The organism is Mesorhizobium sp. P170090 (assembly GCF_057786115.1).
The window spans coordinates 2,330,253-2,348,520 of the sequence record NZ_JBYNWH010000001.1 but is presented as its reverse complement, the minus strand read 5'-3'; the positions used below and the strand labels follow the sequence as shown (position 1 = coordinate 2,348,520).

Annotated in this window: 16 protein-coding genes and 2 pseudogenes; 8 read left to right on the top strand and 10 right to left on the bottom strand. The window is 60.2% G+C overall.

The window, feature by feature from the left end; translation table 11 throughout:
* Nucleotides 1–37 precede the first annotated feature (37 nt).
* From AC3EML_RS11105 to AC3EML_RS11090, 4 genes are all read right to left on the bottom strand, one after another.
* On the bottom strand, nt 38–997 hold the full coding sequence (locus AC3EML_RS11105; protein WP_023804468.1) for a carbohydrate ABC transporter permease: 960 nt from the start codon (nt 995–997) through the stop codon (nt 38–40).
* An 11-nt stretch (nt 998–1,008) separates the two neighbouring features.
* The gene (locus tag AC3EML_RS11100; protein ID WP_352521152.1) at nt 1,009–2,331 is read right to left on the bottom strand and encodes an ABC transporter substrate-binding protein; all 1,323 of its coding nucleotides are present in this window, start codon (nt 2,329–2,331) and stop codon (nt 1,009–1,011) included.
* A gap of 28 nt (nt 2,332–2,359) precedes the next feature.
* Entirely contained in the window at nt 2,360–3,373 is a 1,014-nt protein-coding gene (locus AC3EML_RS11095; protein WP_023710094.1) for an SIS domain-containing protein, read from the bottom strand.
* 172 nt (nt 3,374–3,545) lie between these two features.
* Nucleotides 3,546–4,568 carry a LacI family DNA-binding transcriptional regulator gene (locus AC3EML_RS11090; protein WP_352521151.1) on the bottom strand — a complete coding sequence of 341 codons (1,023 nt, stop codon included), beginning with the start codon at nt 4,566–4,568 and terminating at the stop codon, nt 3,546–3,548.
* 1,012 nt (nt 4,569–5,580) lie between these two features.
* On the opposite strand from AC3EML_RS11090, the gene AC3EML_RS11085 reads away from it, so the two are divergent.
* The 6 genes from AC3EML_RS11085 (at nt 5,581) to AC3EML_RS11060 (ending at nt 12,481) form a co-directional block, all read left to right on the top strand.
* A complete protein-coding gene (locus AC3EML_RS11085) occupies nt 5,581–6,660 on the top strand; it encodes a substrate-binding domain-containing protein (protein WP_023692318.1) in 1,080 nt (359 codons plus the stop codon).
* Between the two features lie 363 nt (nt 6,661–7,023).
* Entirely contained in the window at nt 7,024–8,016 is a 993-nt protein-coding gene (locus tag AC3EML_RS11080; protein WP_352521150.1) for a substrate-binding domain-containing protein, read from the top strand.
* 80 nt (nt 8,017–8,096) lie between these two features.
* Nucleotides 8,097–9,611, top strand: coding sequence for a sugar ABC transporter ATP-binding protein (locus AC3EML_RS11075; protein WP_352521149.1), 1,515 nt, complete (start codon nt 8,097–8,099; stop codon nt 9,609–9,611).
* Nucleotides 9,604–10,611 (top strand): ABC transporter permease, encoded by a 1,008-nt coding sequence (locus AC3EML_RS11070; RefSeq protein ID WP_023681803.1) that lies wholly within the window; start codon nt 9,604–9,606, stop codon nt 10,609–10,611. Before AC3EML_RS11075 ends, AC3EML_RS11070 begins: the two co-directional genes overlap by 8 nt.
* A complete protein-coding gene (locus AC3EML_RS11065) occupies nt 10,608–11,633 on the top strand; it encodes an ABC transporter permease (protein ID WP_023667740.1) in 1,026 nt (341 codons plus the stop codon). Before AC3EML_RS11070 ends, AC3EML_RS11065 begins: the two co-directional genes overlap by 4 nt.
* A complete protein-coding gene (locus tag AC3EML_RS11060) occupies nt 11,630–12,481 on the top strand; it encodes a sugar phosphate isomerase/epimerase family protein (protein WP_023704358.1) in 852 nt (283 codons plus the stop codon). The genes AC3EML_RS11065 and AC3EML_RS11060 overlap by 4 nt, the downstream gene beginning before the upstream one ends.
* A gap of 204 nt (nt 12,482–12,685) precedes the next feature.
* Here the strand turns inward: AC3EML_RS11060 and AC3EML_RS11055 are convergent.
* Nucleotides 12,686–13,354, bottom strand: a pseudogene (locus AC3EML_RS11055) (ABC transporter permease); the annotation flags it as partial.
* Here AC3EML_RS11055 and AC3EML_RS11050 point away from each other — a divergent pair.
* Nucleotides 13,339–13,668: a GMC oxidoreductase gene (locus AC3EML_RS11050; RefSeq protein WP_023740511.1), complete on the top strand. Its 330-nt coding sequence runs from the start codon at nt 13,339–13,341 to the stop codon at nt 13,666–13,668. The pseudogene AC3EML_RS11055 and the gene AC3EML_RS11050 sit on opposite strands and share 16 nt — an antisense overlap.
* Nucleotides 13,669–13,819: 151 nt before the next feature.
* On the opposite strand, the gene AC3EML_RS11045 is transcribed toward AC3EML_RS11050, so the two are convergent.
* The gene (locus AC3EML_RS11045; protein WP_155922419.1) at nt 13,820–13,984 is read right to left on the bottom strand and encodes a hypothetical protein; all 165 of its coding nucleotides are present in this window, start codon (nt 13,982–13,984) and stop codon (nt 13,820–13,822) included.
* Between AC3EML_RS11045 and AC3EML_RS11040 the strand changes: the two are divergent.
* A pseudogene (locus tag AC3EML_RS11040) lies at nt 13,944–14,197 on the top strand (MBL fold metallo-hydrolase); the annotation flags it as partial. The gene AC3EML_RS11045 and the pseudogene AC3EML_RS11040 overlap by 41 nt on opposite strands.
* Nucleotides 14,198–14,220: 23 nt before the next feature.
* On the opposite strand, the gene AC3EML_RS11035 reads toward AC3EML_RS11040, so the two are convergent.
* The 4 genes from AC3EML_RS11035 to AC3EML_RS11020 are packed head-to-tail and all read right to left on the bottom strand — an operon-like array spanning nt 14,221 to nt 18,251.
* Entirely contained in the window at nt 14,221–14,964 is a 744-nt protein-coding gene (locus AC3EML_RS11035; protein ID WP_023686849.1) for an ATP-binding cassette domain-containing protein, read from the bottom strand.
* A gap of 9 nt (nt 14,965–14,973) precedes the next feature.
* Nucleotides 14,974–16,173, bottom strand: a complete 1,200-nt coding sequence (locus AC3EML_RS11030; protein WP_023818638.1) for an alanine racemase — start codon at nt 16,171–16,173, stop codon at nt 14,974–14,976.
* 12 nt (nt 16,174–16,185) lie between these two features.
* Nucleotides 16,186–17,154 carry an ABC transporter permease gene (locus tag AC3EML_RS11025; protein WP_023692325.1) on the bottom strand — a complete coding sequence of 323 codons (969 nt, stop codon included), beginning with the start codon at nt 17,152–17,154 and terminating at the stop codon, nt 16,186–16,188.
* 35 nt (nt 17,155–17,189) lie between these two features.
* The gene (locus tag AC3EML_RS11020) at nt 17,190–18,251 is read right to left on the bottom strand and encodes a substrate-binding domain-containing protein (protein WP_023735717.1); all 1,062 of its coding nucleotides are present in this window, start codon (nt 18,249–18,251) and stop codon (nt 17,190–17,192) included.
* Nucleotides 18,252–18,268 lie beyond the last annotated feature (17 nt).

The following is an 18,268-nucleotide window of genomic DNA, read 5'->3' as shown; positions in this document are numbered from 1 at the left end:
TTCACGTTCCGGCTGCGACCGGCTGCGACCATCGCACTCATAGCTGCACCCGGCGGCGCTTGGTGTACCAGAGCTGTGCCGCTCCTGTGAGCATGGTCAACATGAAGATGACGGCGGCGATCGCCGCGCCATAGCCGAAATTGTCCTCGATGAAGGCCTTCTGGTAGAGCCACGTGCCCAGCACCTGGCTGCTGTTGTTGGGCCCGCCTGCGGTCATCACCATAACCTCGTTGAACACCTGGAACGCGCCCGTGATGGTGATGATGATCATCAACCCCGTCATTTCCCGGGTGAGCGGAAAGGTGATGCTCCACAGGCGGCGAAGCGGACCCGCGCCGTCGATCGTTGCGGCATCGTAGAGGTCGCGCGGGATCTTCTGGATGGCAATGGCGAACAGCAGCGTCGAATAGCCAAAACCCTGCCATTGGCTCATGGCGATGATGGCATAGATGGCGGTGTGCTCATTGCCGAGCCAAGGCATGACGAGCTGGCTCAGTCCAACACGGCTGAGCGCGGCATCCAGCAAGCCGATCTGCGGCTGGTAGATGAAATAAAACAGCAGGCCGGTCACCGTGATCGAGATTGCCGACGGCACGAAATAGACGGCGCGCCACAGCCGGCGCCAGCTTTCGCTTTTCAGGTCCTCGATAATGGCCGCCAGCAGGAACGCGCCGAAGACCTGGAAGATGACGGAGATGAGAGCGTAGAGGCAGTTGTTCCACAGCGCCAGCAGCACGACCGGGTCATGCAGCAGCCGGTCGTAGTTGGCGAGGCCGACATTGGTGACCTCGCCGGTGTAGATGTCCTGGTCGGTGGTGCTGACGATGAAATTGTCGACGATCGGATAATAGACGAACCAGCCGATGAGGATGAGCGCGATCGCCGCCCATCGCAACGACAACAGGTTGGCGAAGCAGGCCCGCCGGCTCTTTGGCCGTTGCGGCCTGGCGACGCCGATGTCGGCGCCGCTGTCCACTGTGTCCGAGGCCCTTGCCATGCTCGCCTGCTTTATTTGGCCGCGGATGCGGCTTTGCGCACCTCGTCCATCACTTGCTCGGGCGTCATCGAGCCGCCCGCCAGCGCCTGCAGGCTGGACAGCCAGACGGCGGCGACGCGCGGTGGGTTGGCCGTATCCAGCCAGGGCATGAGGTATGAGGCGGCGTTGATATCCTTGAGGCCATCGACCACAGCCGCGCTCATGTTCGATTCCGAGGCGCCGCCGATGGTGGCGCTCGGCTGGCCATAGGGTGGCGCAGACAGCACCTGCGCATTTTCCTTCGAAGTCACGAACTTCATGAAATCGATCGCCAGCGGGATGTTCTTCGATGCCGCATTGATCATGTAGCCCTCCGGCGCGCCCTCGATCGACCTGGCGTCACCCTTGGCGCCGGCGGGCACCGGCAGCCGGAAGAATCCGAAATCGGCGGGCTTTAACGCCGACTCCGGCGTGGCGGCCTGATCGAACTCGATGATCTCCTGGTAGTACATGGCCGACTGCGCGTTGGTGAAGGCCTGGAGAGCCGAGGCATAGGATGTGCCGTTGACGCCGGCGCCATCGGTGCAGCGCTCGACAAGCTGGCTGAACTGCTTGAGTGCTGCGATATAGCCTGGGTCGGTGTATTGGGCGGTGGCCGGATCGAAGTCGCGTTCCAGCGTTGCCTGCGGCACGTTGTAGGCGAGCAGCTGGCCTGCAAAGTGGATTGCCGGCCAGGCCTCCTTGTTGCCGAAGGAGATCGGTGTCACGCCGGATTTGCGGATGGCGTCGCAGCTGGTCAGCAATTCCTCGAAAGTGCCGGGTGCCTTGAGGCTGAGCTTGGCGAAGATCTGCTTGTTGTAGCCCATGAACTTGGCATCCTGGTAAAGCGGAATGCCATAGAACTTGCCGTTGTATTGGAACGCCTTGACGGCGGCTGGAGACAGCGACTTGCCCCACTCGGTATCGGCAGCAATGACGGGCGTGAGATCAACGGCGCGATTGCCGCGCACGAAATTGCCACCCCAGCTGCCTGTCCAGGAGAAATAGATATCGGGCAGCGAGTTGGAAGCGACCAGCGTCTTGGTCTTGCCCTTCACGCTGTCGTCGCTCTCCTGGATAAGTTCGACCTTCACATCCGGATGGAGCTTCTCATAGGCCTGTGCCAGGTTGACGAAATAGGGCGACAGCTGTTGCAGCCCGAACTTCGTCAGGACCGAAAGCGTGCCGGTGTATTCCACCTTGGCGTTTGGGTCGGCCGTGACAGCCGGCGAAGCGGCGGAACTGCCGCTTATCGACAGCCCCAATGATGATACCGCGGCCACCGTGACCGCCACGACTTGCAGCGAACGTTTCATGGATAGCTCCTTCAGAGGTAAGAGGGGATCAATATTCCACGCGTTTGTAGTAGCGACGGGTGGTCAGCGGGTGGTTGCGCAGCACCTCAAGATGGGCGCTCAGCCGCTCGAGCAAGGTGGCGAGCAGAACCGGCGAGATCATGCCGCGGACCTTTGCGGAGATGCCCGGCAACTTGACCGAGGCCGCGTCCAGCGTGCGAACGCGGTCCGTGTAGCGCCTGGCGAAGTTCTCGACCCGGTCGGCCAGGGGCCGAAGGGCATCTTCGCCCTTGAACACGAAAACGCTGACGCCCGGCTCGACCAACTCGAGCGTACCGTGGAAGAAGTCGGCGGCGTGCACCGGGCGGGTGCGAATCCACTGCATCTCTTCGAGGATGCACATGCCGTAATAGTGTGCCTCCGGCCACACCGAGCCGGCGCCGGTGAAGATGTGATAGGTATCGTCCTTGATTGTCTGGGCCAGTTCGGCCGCCCTGTCCTCAAAGGCAGCCTTGGCGTCGGCAAGCAGATCCGGCAGCAGTTTGAGTTCGGCGACAGTGCCATCAAAATCATCATATTCGCCGCGCTCTTCCAGCAGGGCCAGGACGATCAGCAGCGTCTGCAGGTAGAAGGATTCCGACGAGGTGTCGTCTTCGGCGAAGTTCGTGAAATTGTGGTCAGCCTCCCGTGCGATTGGCGTATCCGAATGGCCGGTGAGCGAAATCGTGCGCACACCACGTTTTTTCAGAAAGGCCATGAGCTCGACGCCTTCCTTGGTCGTGCCCGACAAGGACGGGATGACCACCACGGCCTTGCTGTCGAGACCGGCGGGCGGATCGATCACGACCTGCGCCGGATAGGCACCGCTCACCGGGAAGGTGGAACAGCGCTGCGCCAACTCGATCGCGGGCGAGGTTAGAAGCTGCACGCCGCCGGTGCCCATGAAAAACAGCCGCTCGACGCCATCTGCCAGCAGTGTGCGCATCAGTGAGCGAACCTCACCTGCGACGGCGACGGCCCCGCTTTGGATCTTCACGAAGCGGTCCCTATCGAAGTTCAGCATGACGTTTTCCTTGTATTTCGCGTGTGACAGGCCTCTAGCCCGCCTTAGGCGTCGGTGGGCCGTCTAGCTCGTTTTCCGATGTGAGATCGATCTCACAAGCAATAATGGGCACGCAATTTCGCCAATGGCAAGTCCTTTAGACGAAATTCTCCGAAATCGAGGGGTTTGCTCTTTAGCGCACAGCGCGCCGGGCAACCGATCCGCGTACGATCAAGCGGGTCTGAAATCGGGTACGGCGCGGTGCAACCTTTTTGCCGGCAAGCCGCTCCAGCAGGTATCTGGCGGCGAGCGGTCCGATCTCGGAGATGGGTTGCGCCACGACCGTTATCTGCGGATCGGTGAACGTGGCGAGGTTGAAGTCATCGAAGCCAACCACCGACACATCATGCGGAATCGAGAGCCCCATTGAACGCAGGCCAAGAAGCGCGCCTTGCGTCATGAGGCTGTCCACCGTGAACAGTGCGGTCGGGCGATTGCGCCGGCTGAACAGGCGGATCGTGGCTTCGATGGCGTGCTCGACGGTCGAGCGCGATACGCCGATGAGCGCTTCATCGACTGCGATCCCATGCGAGTGGAGCGAGTTTTGGTAGCCAGCCAAGCGTTCCTGTGCCGTAAAGATGCGTGACTCGTCGCGCAAAAGACCGATCCGGTGGTGACCGTTGCCAACCAGATAGTCCACTGCCTCGCGTGCCCCGCCCTCGTTGTCGACGACGACGCTGTCGCATTGCAGGTCCTTTACCACGCGGTCGATGAGCACGATCGGTGCGCCTTCGCGGGCCAGTTGCACGATATGGTGGCTGTCGGTTGCAGACGTTGGGGCAAGGATGAAGCCGCGAATGCTGAGCGAGCGAAGGCTCTCAAGCAGTTCTTTCTCCTGTTCTACATTCTCCTCGCTGCTGGCAATCAGAAGATTGTGGCGGTGCTTGCGCAGTTCCACCTCTATGTCGTGCGCGATTCGGGCGAAGAACGGATTCTGGATATCGCCGGGCACGAAGCCTATGATCGGCAATTGTCCGCTGCGCAGCGCCTGCGCGACGAGGTTGGCCCGATAGCCCAGCCTTTCGGCTGCCTCAACCACGCGGAGCGCCGTCTCGTCGCCAACGTAACCATAGCTGTTGAGCGCCCGGGCGGCCGTGGCGCGCGACACCTTAGCCGCTGCGGCAACGTCCTTTAGTGTGATTCCTTTCTGGGCCACAGGTAACCGTCCTTCTTGGATCTGAACATTGCGTCAGATCATCCTCGGCTCGTCTTGCCGGCATCGTTGTGCGGCATATCGGACGATTCTCAAACTGCGAACATAGCTTTCGCAACTCCTTGCCACCTAATCGAGATACGCGCGCTGTTTGGCTATCTGGAAATTTGATCCACGAATGCACCTACATGTTGTGCAGTCAGTTCATTGCCTTGCACTGCCAGCATACGGCAATGAGTTCACGCCATGGTCCAGGCGGCCTCCCTGGCATCGATCATAACACCGATGGAGACGACTAGCCTTGCCGCCAAACTCGTCCAGCGATTGGAGGCGAGCTTTCAAAAAGGTCGAGCCAGACGCTCAAGGCCCGCTGCACGGAGAGCCATAGGCTGGGAGACTCTGAGCAAATCGGGAATCTGAGCCGCTTGCTCTGAACCGTCGGCATCATGCTGCTAACCGGTTTTGATCCTCCGGGGCTCCGCATTGGCAATAGCGACGAAAGTGCTGTCGAGCAGACCCTTGTCGCGGAAGGAACTTGCCAAGCAAGGGCACCTCGGCCAAGTACGCAAACAACGCCCGGAGACGAGGCGCATCCGGCAGCACCCTTTTGGGGCCAGATAGAGACTCAGAAACCCAAAGCTTTCATCTTCCCGCTATTGAAACGGAGGACTCGATCGTGACGCGTGCGCCCGACCATCGCCAACGGTGGGCTCCAAACTGATCGAAACTTCTCGTCGACCTTTGCAAGGTGATTGATCATCGGGGAGACCAAAGCCGAAACACTGGGGTTGGTATCTCCAGTGACGCTGAACGAAGCTTCAGGGAAAATCCCAAATCTGCCGATTTCCCTGGCGCTGTCATTGCAACGATCGAGACAATCAGGGAGACCGGACCGGAGGCACGAGACGCCGCGTCCTTCCGTGGGGTCGCTCCTCCAAACCGTTTGACGCAATTTAGAGATGTTGCCTTGACCCCGCACTAGCGTCTACTGCATCTCCCAGCGGGAGCGTCACCAATGGCGAGAAAGTCTGTCCGACGCAAGTCAACGATTTATGATATCGCGGTGGCGGCAAAGTCGTCCCCGACCGCCGTCAGTCTCGTCCTCAATGGCTCGTGGCAACAGCACCGGATCAAGGCGGAAACCGCAGCGACCATCCTCGATTGGGCTGAGCGGCTTGGCTATGCTGTCAACCTCAAGGCACGAGGATTGCGGCTTTCCCGATCCGGACTCGCTGGAATGATCTTGCCACATTACCGCAATCGCTTCTTCGCCGGATTGGCCGAAGCCTTTGAAGCGGAATCCCGCGTCCACCGCTTGTGCCCGATCGTCGTCAGCACCCATCGCAATCCTGATAACGAGTTGAGTGTGACGGAAACCCTGCTGGCTCAGCAGGTGGAATTTCTCTTCCTTGCGGGCGTTCGTGACCCCGATCCGCTGAATGATCTGTGCCGGGCAGCGGGCGTCCGGTGCATCAACATCGATCTGCCAGGCCGCCGGGCTCCCTCAGTTGTTTCTGACAACTACGGGGGCGCCAAGGCGCTCACAGAGATCATTGTTCAGAAATTGAAAGAACGAGGGGGCTCCACCGAAGATCTCTTCTTCTTTGGCGGGGTCAGCGATGATGACGCAACACGTAGCCGTTTGCTGGGTTTTCACGATGCGCTGGCAGCGCATGGGATTGTTACGGGCCCGGGCACGATTGACTGCTGCGGATACGCACCGACCAACGCTGCTCGGTCTCTCGCTGCACGATACGCTCAGCTTGGGCATCTGCCCTCAGGTATGTTCGTCAACGGCGTGACCGCTCTTGAAGGAACATTGCGGTTCACTTCGACGCTAGCCTCAAGTGAGCTTGGACGGGTTGTTGTCGGAAGCTTCGACTGGGATCCATTCGCGGCGCATTTGCCCTTCGATGTGACCATGGTCCGACAGAATGTCGAGGTGATGATTGCTGAAGGATTTTCGCTTCTCGAGAATTATTCGATAGACCACTTTCCGCTGGTGACCGTACCGACCAGCTTTGGGCGAACCGGAGAGCATGACGGCGCCCAAGAAGATTGGGATTCGGCATCCAAATCGAGCATCGACCACTAGCAATTCTTTGTCACGAGACATCGTTGCAGAAGTTCAACTCCGTTCATCAGCACCTCGGATCTGGGTAGCACCGCCTCCACCCAAGGCTCGCGGGCGATCGCATGTCGTTCTACGGGTGCAGCCTGAGTGCGAAGGGCGGATCGTTTACATCAATCGAGAAATGTTTTTAGACGCTGGTGGCGTGACCGCCTTGCTAAATCTATTTAGCACCTTGACCGGCCGGCATTCAAAGTCTTTTATGGCGCGTTCTGGGAGGAATGCGGCGCCGAGTGCGTCAATGCCGTCGGGCACAAAGGGGTGGGCCAAACAAAGCCGACATGGGCAATAGGCAACTGAAAAACTCGTCAATCAGGGAGGAATTAAATGTTAGCAAAAACTATACTCGCGGCAGCGTTCGGCGCAGCCCTTTCGGTCGCCACAATGAATGCTGCGCCGGCAAAGGACGTCAAGGTTGGAGTTGTCGTGAAGATCGGCGGCATTCCCTGGTTCAATGCCATGGAAACGGGAATAAAGGAAAAGTCGAAAGAGCTTGGCGACGACGGCTTCATGGTCGGGCCGACCAGCGCCGACCCGGCACTTCAGGTCCGCGCGATCGAAGACCTGATAGCTCAGGGCGTCAGCGTAATTGGCGTCGTGCCGAATGATGCAAACGTTCTCGAGCCGGTTCTAAAAAAGGCGCGCGACACGGGCATCAAGGTCATAACCCATGAATCGCCAGACCAGGTGAACGCTGATTGGGACTTCGAAATGGTCTCGGCCGTTGGTTTCGGTGAGGCCCATGCCAAGCTATTTGCCGAGAAAATGGGCGGCAAAGGCAAGTACGTTGTGTACGTAGGTTCTCTTACTGTGCCCGCACACAATGCCTGGGCCGATGCTGCAATCGCCTACCTGAAGAAGAACTTTCCCGACATGCAGATGGTTGGCGACAGATATGGCGTCGCCGAGAGCGCCGATGACAGCCGAAAGACGGCTCTGGATGTGCTTGCCGCCAATCCTGACCTCGGCGGCTTCCTGACGTTCGGCAGTCAGGGACCGATCGGCGCCGGACGCGCGATCGAGGAGCAGAAGCTTGGTGACAAGGTGGTTCTTGTCGGTTCATTCTCGCCTAGCCAAGGCAGCGCAATGCTCAAATCCGGCATTATTGACGGCGGCTATATGTGGAATCCTCTGGAAGCGGGCAAAGTATTCGTAACGATGGCTGATTTTCTGGCGGGCGGCGGTGAAATTACCGACGGCATGACGATCGAAGGTCTGGGTGTCGTTCACCCTGACTTCAAAACCGGCACCATCATCGTGGACGCTGTGCAGCCTATCACGGTCGAAACGGTCGATGGTCTTGCAGCCCTAGGGCTTTAGATGGCGGACCATGGCTGGCGTGCCGGGGTGGCAAATCAATCCCGGCACGCCCCATCCTAGTCATTTCAGAAGGGCCCGCCGTGAACCTCGTCGCGTCTACGACGCAGGACCTCCCATCGGTTCTGTCGTTTAGCAACATAAGCGTCACATTTGGTGGCGTTAGAGCCCTCCAGGATGTCGCCTTCGAGGTTCTCCCGGGTGAAGTGCAATGCATCGCCGGTGAGAACGGCAGCGGCAAGAGCACCCTGATCAAGGTAATCACCGGCGTTTGTCAGCCGCTAGCCGGCGCAAACATGTCGATCGCCGGAAAGTCTGTCGACATCATGTCGCCGGCTGCGGCGCGCAGCGCCGGGGTGGAAGTCATCTGGCAGGACCTCGCACTGTTTCCTGAAATGACAGTCGCGGAAAATATCGGGATCAGAACTGTCCTCGGCAACATGCCTCGGCTCGTCGATCATTCGCGCATTCGCGAGGTGGCGCGAGGGCTGTTGGCGCGGCTTGGCGCCGACCTCGATGTCGACGCGCCTCTGCGTAGCTTTGCAATCGCCCAACGTCAGATCGTCGCCATCGCCCGGGCGCTCGCCGGCGATGCGAAGGTTATTTTCATGGACGAGCCCACATCGTCGCTTACTCAATCGGAAACAGACCGGTTGCTCGCGATCGTTCGAACACTCTCGAATGAAGGCATGGCCATCGTCTTCGTCAGCCATCGCCTTGCGGAAGTTCTGGAGATCTCAAGTCGCGTCACCGTTCTGCGCGACGGTAAGGTCGTTGGGGTGTTCCCGACCGCCGGAATGACCCAATCACGCCTCACCGAACTGATGACCGGCAAGACGTTCGACCAAACCGTGAGCACGAGAAACCTTAGTGGATCACCCGTCGTGTTGAAGATCGATCGATTGACCCGCGCAGGCGACTATGACGACGTTTCGCTGACAATACGGCGAGGTGAAACGCTTGGCCTGACCGGGCTACTCGGCGCCGGTCGCACAGAACTCGCGCTTTCTATTTTCGGCATGCTGCGCCCAGACCGCGGCAGCATCGCACTCAACGGGACGGTTCTTCATCTGAACTCCAACCGCGACGCAATCCGCGCGGGTATTGGATATCTCTCCGAAGACCGCTTGTCCCTTGGTCTCATACAAGCTCAGTCCATCGCCGACAACGCCGTTATCCCGGTGCTCGACAAGATCCTTGATCGAGGGCTGATCTCCTCGGAGAAGAAGGACGCGCTCGTCAATCATTGGATCGAGGAATTGGCGATAAAAGTCGGGCGGCAGACCGATGCGATTTCCACGCTCTCGGGCGGCAACCAGCAAAGGGTGGCCATCGCCAAATGGCTGGCGGTCGGCCTGAAACTGATCATTCTTGATTCGCCAACCGTGGGGGTGGACGTTGGCGCGCGGGCCGGCATCTTCGAGATTGTCGCCAAGCTCGCTGCCGAAGGCCTGGCGATTCTGCTGATATCCGATGAAGCGCCGGAGGTCTATTTCAACGCCGATCGTATCCTTCATATGGCTGCGGGCAAGATAGTCGCCGAATACGATCCGCACGCCATCCCGCTCGGCGACCTGGAAGCTGCCGTCTATGCGTAACCGCGGCAAGCTCTTCCGGGCTCATCCCACCGAGACATGGCTCGTTGTGGTTCTTCTCATCATGAGCGCAGGTCTCTCCGTTGCGAGCGACAAATTCTTCACCATTGCCAATCTCTTCAATCTGCTCAACACAAGCTCGACAAATCTGATCTTCGCGGTTGGGCTGCTGGTGGTGTTGATCGCTGGGGGCATCGACATCTCCTTCGCTGTGGCCGCGTCAGTGGTTCAATACGTTGTGGCGCTGGCTCTAGCCCAAATGGGAGGTGGTGATTGGTTCATCGGCCTCACCTTGGCGGCAATTGTCGGGATCGCCCTGGGTGCGGTGAACGCCGGCCTCATCTACTATTTCCAGATCATTTCAATCGTTGTCACCATCGCCACCTTCAATATTTTTTTCGGCCTTCTGATGTTCTTCACGCACGGTGTATCGATCTACAATCTGCCTGCATGGTGGACGCATCGCACTGTGCTTTTCGAGTTCCAACAGGCGAATGGCAATTGGGCCGAGCTAACACTGCCGGTTGCGATCATGGCGGTCTGCGTCGCCGCCACCTGGGGGCTTATCCGGTATACCACCACGGGACGGCAGCTATACGCTTTTGGCGATAACCCGGAGGGCGCCCGTCGCCTCGGTATCAACATCGCGGCGATGCACTTCATTGCCTTCGGCTGGCTTGGTTTGATGGCCGGGATCGCGGGACTTGTGCAGGTGCACTATTCCCAGGAAATCGTGCCCAACGCATTGGTGGGGCGCGAGCTGGACGTGCTGGCAGCTGTTGTCCTTGGCGGTGCCAGGCTGGGTGGCGGGCGCGGCACCGTGCTCGGTTGCATCCTTGGCGTGTTTCTTGTGTCGGTGACGCAAAACGGGCTGAACCTCCTCGGCATCTCTCCCTATGCTTTCAAGATGATCGTCGGGGCGATCATCTTGATTGCCATCACGCTGTCCAACGCGCCGCTCGGGCATATCCTCGCGGGCTTGCGGCAGAGGATGGGTACATGACGCAGCGCGTGCTCGAAACTGGAGCGCTACGGCACGGATTCTTGCGCCGTCTTGCCGGCACGTTGGGCGCCGAGAATATCGGACTTTTGCTGGCATTGATTTTGGTGATTGCATTCTTCGGATCTCTCTCGCCGCGATTCCTGTCCAAAGCTACCTTTGAATCGGTGGCCTTCCAGTTGCCTGAACTTGGACTGCTTACGCTCGCGATGTTGATGCCGATCATCTCGGGCGGCATCAATCTCGCCGTGACGTTCACGGCCAATCTCTGTGGCCTCACGCTCGCCTGGGTTCTTCAGGCCAACGGAGGACCGGACGCAAGCATCTATGCCTTTCTACTCGGTTCCGTTCTTGCGGTCGGCGTTGGCACGGCAAGCGGCTTGGTCATGGGCCCGGTGATAGCCTATACCGGCGCGCACCCCATCCTCGTTTCGCTCTCGGTGATGATTTTCCTGCGCGGCCTTGGCGAGTTTCTGACCCGCGGCGCCGATATTTCGGGCTTTCCCGAATTCATCCAGCCCCTGGGCCACGGCAGCATCGTCGGCATTCCTGTCCCGCTGCTGATACTGCTCGGCGCAGTCATCGTCTGGCATGTTTTGATGACCCGAACCAGGCTTGGCTTTTCAAACTATATGGTCGGCTCCAACATCGAGGCGACGCGCTATTCCGGCATCTCGACGCGACGCGTGATCATTCTGATCTACGCGCTGTCTGGCGCCATGTGTGCGTTGGCCGGCATTATCATGATGGCACGATTCAATTCCGTCCGTGTCGGCCATGGCGAGTCCTATGTGCTGATTACGGTGCTTGCCTGCTTTTTGGGCGGGGTGAATCCGTTTGGCGGCTTCGGCAAGGTCGTTTCGGTCTTCCTAGCCCTCATCGTTTTGCAGTTGCTTTCTTCGGGACTGAATCTCTTGGGCGCCAGCCAGCACCTGGCCACAGCCATTTGGGGCATCATGCTGATCGGCGTCATGATCTTGCGGTGGGCTGCCGGGCAGCTCAATTTCATGAGGATAACACGATGAAGGGTTTTGGCGTTCATACGAGCATGTGGACGAGTGGTTGGTCCGTAGAGGGCGCCGAGCACACTGTAGCGGCGGTGAAAAAATACGATCTCGATTTCATTGAAATTTCGCTGGCCGATCCATTTTCTTGCGATGCCGATCACACCCGCAAGCTGCTGGCGGCAAATGGCATGCAGGCGGTGTGCTCGCTAGGGTTGCCCGAATATGCGTGGGCATCGCGCCACCCACAGGAGGCGATTGACTTTCTTAAGGTGGCTATCGACAAGACGGCCGACATCGGAGCCCAGGCGCTATGCGGCGTAATCTATGGCGGCATCGGCGAGCGTACTGGCGTGCCACCTACGCAGGACGAACTTGATAACATTGCAAAAGTGATGACGTCCGCCGCCGCGCAAGCCAAGTCTCGCGGCATCGAACTCGGTGTTGAAGCCGTGAACCGCTACGAGAACCACATCATCAACACCGCGGCTCAGGCGGTGGCACTAATCGAGAGAGTCGGCGCCGACAATATGTTCGTGCACCTTGATACCTATCACATGAACATAGAGGAGAAAGGTATGGGCAACGGTATTATCGTCGCCCGCGATTACCTCAAATATATCCACCTCTCCGAGTCTGATCGCGGCACCCCAGGCGAGGGCAATTGCAATTGGGATGAGACGTTCGCAACGCTGGCCGCGATCGGCTTCAAGGGCGGGCTCGCGATGGAGAGCTTCATCAACATGGATCCGCGTCTGGCGTTTGGCCTCAGCGTGTGGCGTCCGGTGGCCGAGAGTGAAGCGGTTGTAATGGGCAACGGTCTGCCGTTCTTGCGCAACAAGGCACGGCAGTACGGGCTGATCGCATAAGTTACATCGCCATGCGAGATCGAAACTCGGCACATCATGAGCCGACTGCATCGACATTGCGGCGACTGCCTTCGAAGCAGGAGCCGCTTGAGAGGCAATATTGCGGCGTTTTAGATCCCGGCCTTCGGCTGCCCCCCGGGCGCAAGCAGCCAACCGGTCGGCGATCGCAACTGCCGTGAACAATCTATTTCACCGGCTCGGGCATCACAGCCTACCTTCGGCGGTTGCGAGCCGGCCCCGCATCAATTCGCGGCGCTTTCGAAACTCTGTGTATTCCTGGTCGGCCAGTACCCCGATCAGGATCACCGATCCACTCACGGCAAAGTTGAGTGAGGAGGGAATGCCTAGAAGATTGACAAGGTTCTGAAGCACCTGCAGCAAGATCGTTCCAAGCACCACACCAATGATTGAGCCTTCCCCGCCCCGCAACGAGAACCCTCCAAGGACGGCGGCGGCGATCGCGTAGAGCTCGTAGAAATTGCCGTGCGAGCTTGGCAGGATCGAGCGTGTGTACATTGCGAGAAAGATGGATGACAGCGCCGTCAGCCGGCGCAGATCACATAGGCGCAGATGATAACCCGGCCGGTACGGATTCCCGAAAACCGCGCGGCCTCTTCATTTTTGCCGACGGCGTAGAGGTATAGTCCGAAGGCGGTACGGTGCAGAACGACCAACATCACCGCCGCCAGGACAAGCAGGAAGACAAAAGAATGAGGAATGGGAATGGAGGTAGGCATTGTTGGTAAGAACCGAAACCAGATCGGTGCGACCGGTGGTGAGATATTCCAGATCCTCGAAGCGGGTTTCGTAGGGAAAGCCTGCCGTCGCATCTTGGTGTTGCCCTGCTGCTCGCCGGCATGAAGATCGCCCGCACCATCCTGCGTCAGCCGGCCCTGCAGGCGGTGATCGCCGAGGAGCTGTCGCTGGGCGGGGCCGCCGACCTTTCCGATCAGTCCATAACAGACCACATCCTCGAACACGCCAAAACGGTCTATCACCCCTGCGGCACCTGCCGGATGGGCAGCGATGACCAGGCGGTGGTCGACCCGCAATTGCGCGTGCGCGGCGTGCCGCGCCTACGCATCTGCGACGCCTCGATCATGCCGCGTCTCATCAGCGGCAAAACCAACGCGCCGGTGATCATGATCGCCGACCGCTGCGCCGATTTCATCCTCGGCAGCGCTTAGCGAAAAACGGGCAGCCGAGAGAAATCCAGGCTGTTTTGAGACGGTGTATCTGTCCAGCGCATGCAGCGACTTGTCGCGACCGAAACCGGACAGCTTGACTCCGCCGGGCGGCACGGTGATGTCGGCGCCGCCATACATTGCATAGGTCCTATCAAATCGAGACTGGGACAGCGATGCCAACGCGCTGCTGTTGGCCGCCAGAAAGCTGGTGCGGATACGCCTGGAGAAATTCAGGCGATGCAGGCAGCTTCACCAGACGCAGCAGTTCCAGCAGCATCCATGACGGCGCCGAAGTCGCGCCCGGCTTCCAGATCATCGCTGCGCCGGCCACACGCCCGGCCACTCGGTCTACCTCGCAAACTACGGCAAGGAACAGCGCATGATTTCGGCCGACACGATGTATGTGCCAGCGCTGCTGGCGCCGCATCCGGAGTGGCAAGGCAGCTACGACCAGGACGGGCCGATGGCGATCACCACGCGGCACAAGCTGATCGATCGCGTGATTGCCGACAACATCCGGATCTCGGGCGGGGGCTCTCAGAGAGGTTCCTGCTATTGCTGCTGCAGGCCGGTGATCATGGCAATGATCTCGTTCTTATCGGTCTTCGCGGTCTCGCGAATTCCAATCTGCTTGCCACGCCTGAGAACACAGATGCGGTCGGAGAGCTTGAAGACCTGGTCGAGGCTGTGGCTGATGATCAGGATGCCGACATTGCGCTGCTTCAGCGACTGGACGATAGCCTCCACCCGGGCGGTTTCGGCAACGCCCAGCGCCGCCGTCGGCTCATCCAGCAGGATCAGCTTGCTTGCCCAATGCGTGGCGCGCGCGATCGCAACGCCCTGGCGCTGGCCGCCGGAGAGATCGCGGATAGTGGCGTGGGCGGAGGGGATGCGCACGTCCAGTTCCTTCACCAGTTTCTCGGTCTCGTCGATCATGCGGCGGCGGTCGAGCAAACCGAGGCGGTTCAGCGGCTCGCGGCCGAGGAACATGTTCATGTAGACCGTCTGCTGGTCGGCCAGCGCCAGGTCCTGGTAGACGACCTCGATGCCGTGCGCGCGCCCCATGGTGGCATTCGACATCGTCACCGGTTTTCCTTCGATGACGATGGTGCCGGACGAGGGCGGGTGGACCCCCGAGACGATCTTGACCAGCGTCGACTTTCCGGCGCCGTTGTCGCCGACGAGTGCAACGATCTCGCCCGGGAAAACCTCGAGCGAAAAACTCTCGATCGCGGTGATGCCGCCGAAATTCTTGCGAATGTCGTGCAGCTGAAGGATGGGCGCGCTCACCGTCATGTGTTTCTCCTAGACTGGCCAGGCATAGGGTTCACCGAAGCCGTTCTCGATGGTTTCCACTTTCGGATTGTCCGTCGAAATGCCCGACACGCCGACAATATGGGCGCGGGTGACGAAGGCCTGGCCACGGAAGCCGAACACGGCGCTGTCGCCAGGCTTCGGCGCGTTCGCGCCGGCGGCATCGATCATGGCGTAATAGTCGATCGCCGAGGGCGGCGGCACCTCGACGCTGCGCAGTGCCGAGCCTGCCGTTGTCGGTTCAGCCGAGACGATCGCCTTGACGTCGTAGTCGGGGAAGATCGGATCGATGTAGAAGCCGCCGCCAAGGCAATAGGCCTTGCCGCCGGAGAGATGCGAGACCTCGGCGAGATAGAGCACCGCCGGCAGCTCCGGCAAATCTTCCATGACATGCAGCGCGGTGGTGCCATGTAGTCCATTGCCGGGCTCGCACTGCGTCGCGCCGGCCTCGGCGAGTGCCGCCAGCATAACGCTCGACGTGGTGCCCGGCGCGTTGATCTCAATGTCCTTGCGGCCTGCCTTAGCCAGCGCTTCCGCAGCTTTCGCGAGCGTCGCCAGATTGGGGGTCGGCAGCACTTTTCGCGAAGCATGGTCGAACAGCAGAGCAGGGAAAGTGGTGATGCCGGCGAAACGGCCGCCTTCGACGGCATCCAGCCGGTCGGCGACATCGATAATGTCGGCGGCATTGAAACCGCCTTCATGGCCGCGATAGAAGATATCGCCTTCGGCGGCGATGCGGGCCAGCAGATGCTGCACATAGCCGGCCGCCTTGGCGCCTGTTGCCGCTTCCCCAGCCTTGGTATCATTGAACACGGTCCAGTAGTCCGGCTTGAAGGTTTTCGCCGCAGCCGCCGCTTCGAATTTTGCGACCTGCTGGAGATGGCCGAGATGGCCAAGCTTCATGCCTGCCTTGTGGGTGGCGCGGGCGCAAGCCATGTCGACGGCGACCGCGCGGTCAATGCCGCCGCGCATCACAGCCCGGCAGAACGACGAGGAGCGGCCGACCTGCTTGGTCATGGCGAAGATCTTCAGGCCGTTGCGGTTGGCCTCGCTCTTGAGAACCCGCGCATTGGCCTCAACCGTGTCGAGATCGAGCACATAAGCATTGGCCGGCAGCTTACCTTGCTGGTGCAACCGGATAGCTGATTCGATGAAGGCGGGGTTGCGGCGGCGCAAAATGTCGAGAAACATGGATGGCTTCCTTCAGCGGTTCTTTTCGCGCAGCGACACGGCGACTGCGGTCAGGATAATGAGGCCGCGCACGATCATCTGGTCGGAGACCGACAGGCCCATCAGGATCAGGCCGTTGTTGAGCATGCCCATCATCAACGAGCCGACCAGCGCGCCGACCACGGAGCCCTTGCCGCCATTGAGCAGCGTGCCGCCGACGATGACGGCGGCGATGACCGTCATCAGGTCGGTTTCGCCGAGAGTATATTTCGCCGCCTGCAGGCGACCGGCATAGAGCAAGCCGGCAAGACCGGCGAGCCCGCCGCTGATGGTCAGCACGGCGAGCCTGATCCTGGGCACGCTGATGCCCGATACGCTTGCGGCGCGGGCATTGTCGCCGGTCGCCAGCACATGCGCGCCGAAACGGGTTTCGCGGAACACCAGGTGGCCGATGGCCACGGCAATCACCGACCACCAGACGAGTGAGGGGACACCGAGCAGCGAGCCGGAACCGAAGAAGCCGGTGAACGCTTCGTTGGTCACCGAGATTGAGCGAAGGTCTGTCATCGAACGCGAAACGCCGGCGAACAGGCCGAGCGTCGCCAGCGTCACCAGGAAGGAGGGCAGCCTGACATACGCCACCAGCACGCCGTTGATGACGCCGATCAGCAGGCCGGCGCCGAGGCCGGCGACTATCCCTGCCGGCATGCCGTACGCGTTGATGGTGACGGCGGCTGCAAGGGCCGCCACCGCCACGATCGAGCCGATCGACAAATCGATTTCTCCGGCCGACATGACGAAGACCAGGCCGATGGCCATGATCGTCACCGGCGTCGTCTGCAACACGATGTTCGATAAGTTTCGGACGGTGAGGAAGCCGCTGTCCCTCAGCACAATGGCGAAGAACAGGAAGATCGCCAGGAAACCGAGGTAGACGACGTATTGCTGCAGGTTGAAGCGGCTGGCGAAGCTGCCACCGGCACTGGTGTTGGCACTGGACATTTTATTCCTCCGGTGGTGAGCGCTTCGCCTCGAGCCTATTTCACCGCGTCCGCGATAGCCGCCGGTACGTCCCTGTTGAGGGACTTCTTCCAACCGTCCTTCACCGTGTCCTTGGTGACGGCGATGGAATCTACGGCATAGAATGGTTCGGCCTTCTTGCCGACCAGAGAACCTGCCGAGGCGCGCGCCAGCGTCACGCCAATGCTGTAGGCCTCGTCGGCGACGAGGGCCGCGATGTTGCCGCCCTTGACCATGTCGAGCGCGGCAGGCTCATTGAGGTCGAGCGTGACAATCTTGGTGTGCGTGTTGCCGGCACCGCGCAAGGCCGAAAGCACGCTCAGCGCCGGTTCGGCCCAGGTGACATAGATGCCGTCCAGGTCCGGATGCTGGGTGATCATCGCCTGGGCGATGTCTTCGCTGCGCGCCGGGTCGGCCATGCCGGCCTCGGCCTCGATCTTCATATCGGGATAGTCCTGCTCGATGGTCTTCTTGAAGGCCTGGTCGCGCTGGTTGGTGACGTAGAAGTCGGCATCGTGGAAGATGTAGCCGACCTTGCCTTTCTTGCCGAGCGCCTCGGCCATGGCGATGCCGGCCTTGTTGCCCATCTGAAAGAGATCGTCGGAGACGATGGTGACATAGTCCCTGCCCTGCTTGTAGCCGGCCGGGGAATTGTCGACGAAGCCGAGCTTGACGCCGGCCTGTCGTGCCGGATCGTAGACCGAAGCTGCAGTCGCCGGATCGACGGGAAGCGACAGGATGATCGACGGCTTTTTGGCCATCACCGTCTCGATATCGGCCTTCTGTCGCGCGGCGTCGAAACCGGCATCGGTCTGCGCCACCACCTCGATGCCGAGGCGCTTGAATTCGTCATGGGCGCCGGCATTGACGGCGTTGGTGTATTCGCTCATCTCGTGCCAGACGAGGGCGGCGGTGAACTTGCCGTCCTTGATCTGCTGCTCTTCGGCTGGCGTCAGCGTAAGACTGCTCGCCGGCACCGGCTTTTCACCATTCGGTCCTGTGGTGACGCCTTCGGCGGCGAAGGCGTGCATGGCTAGCAGGCTCGCCACCGTCGTTATGATTGCAGATGCTATGCGCATGTCCCGATTCCCCTTTT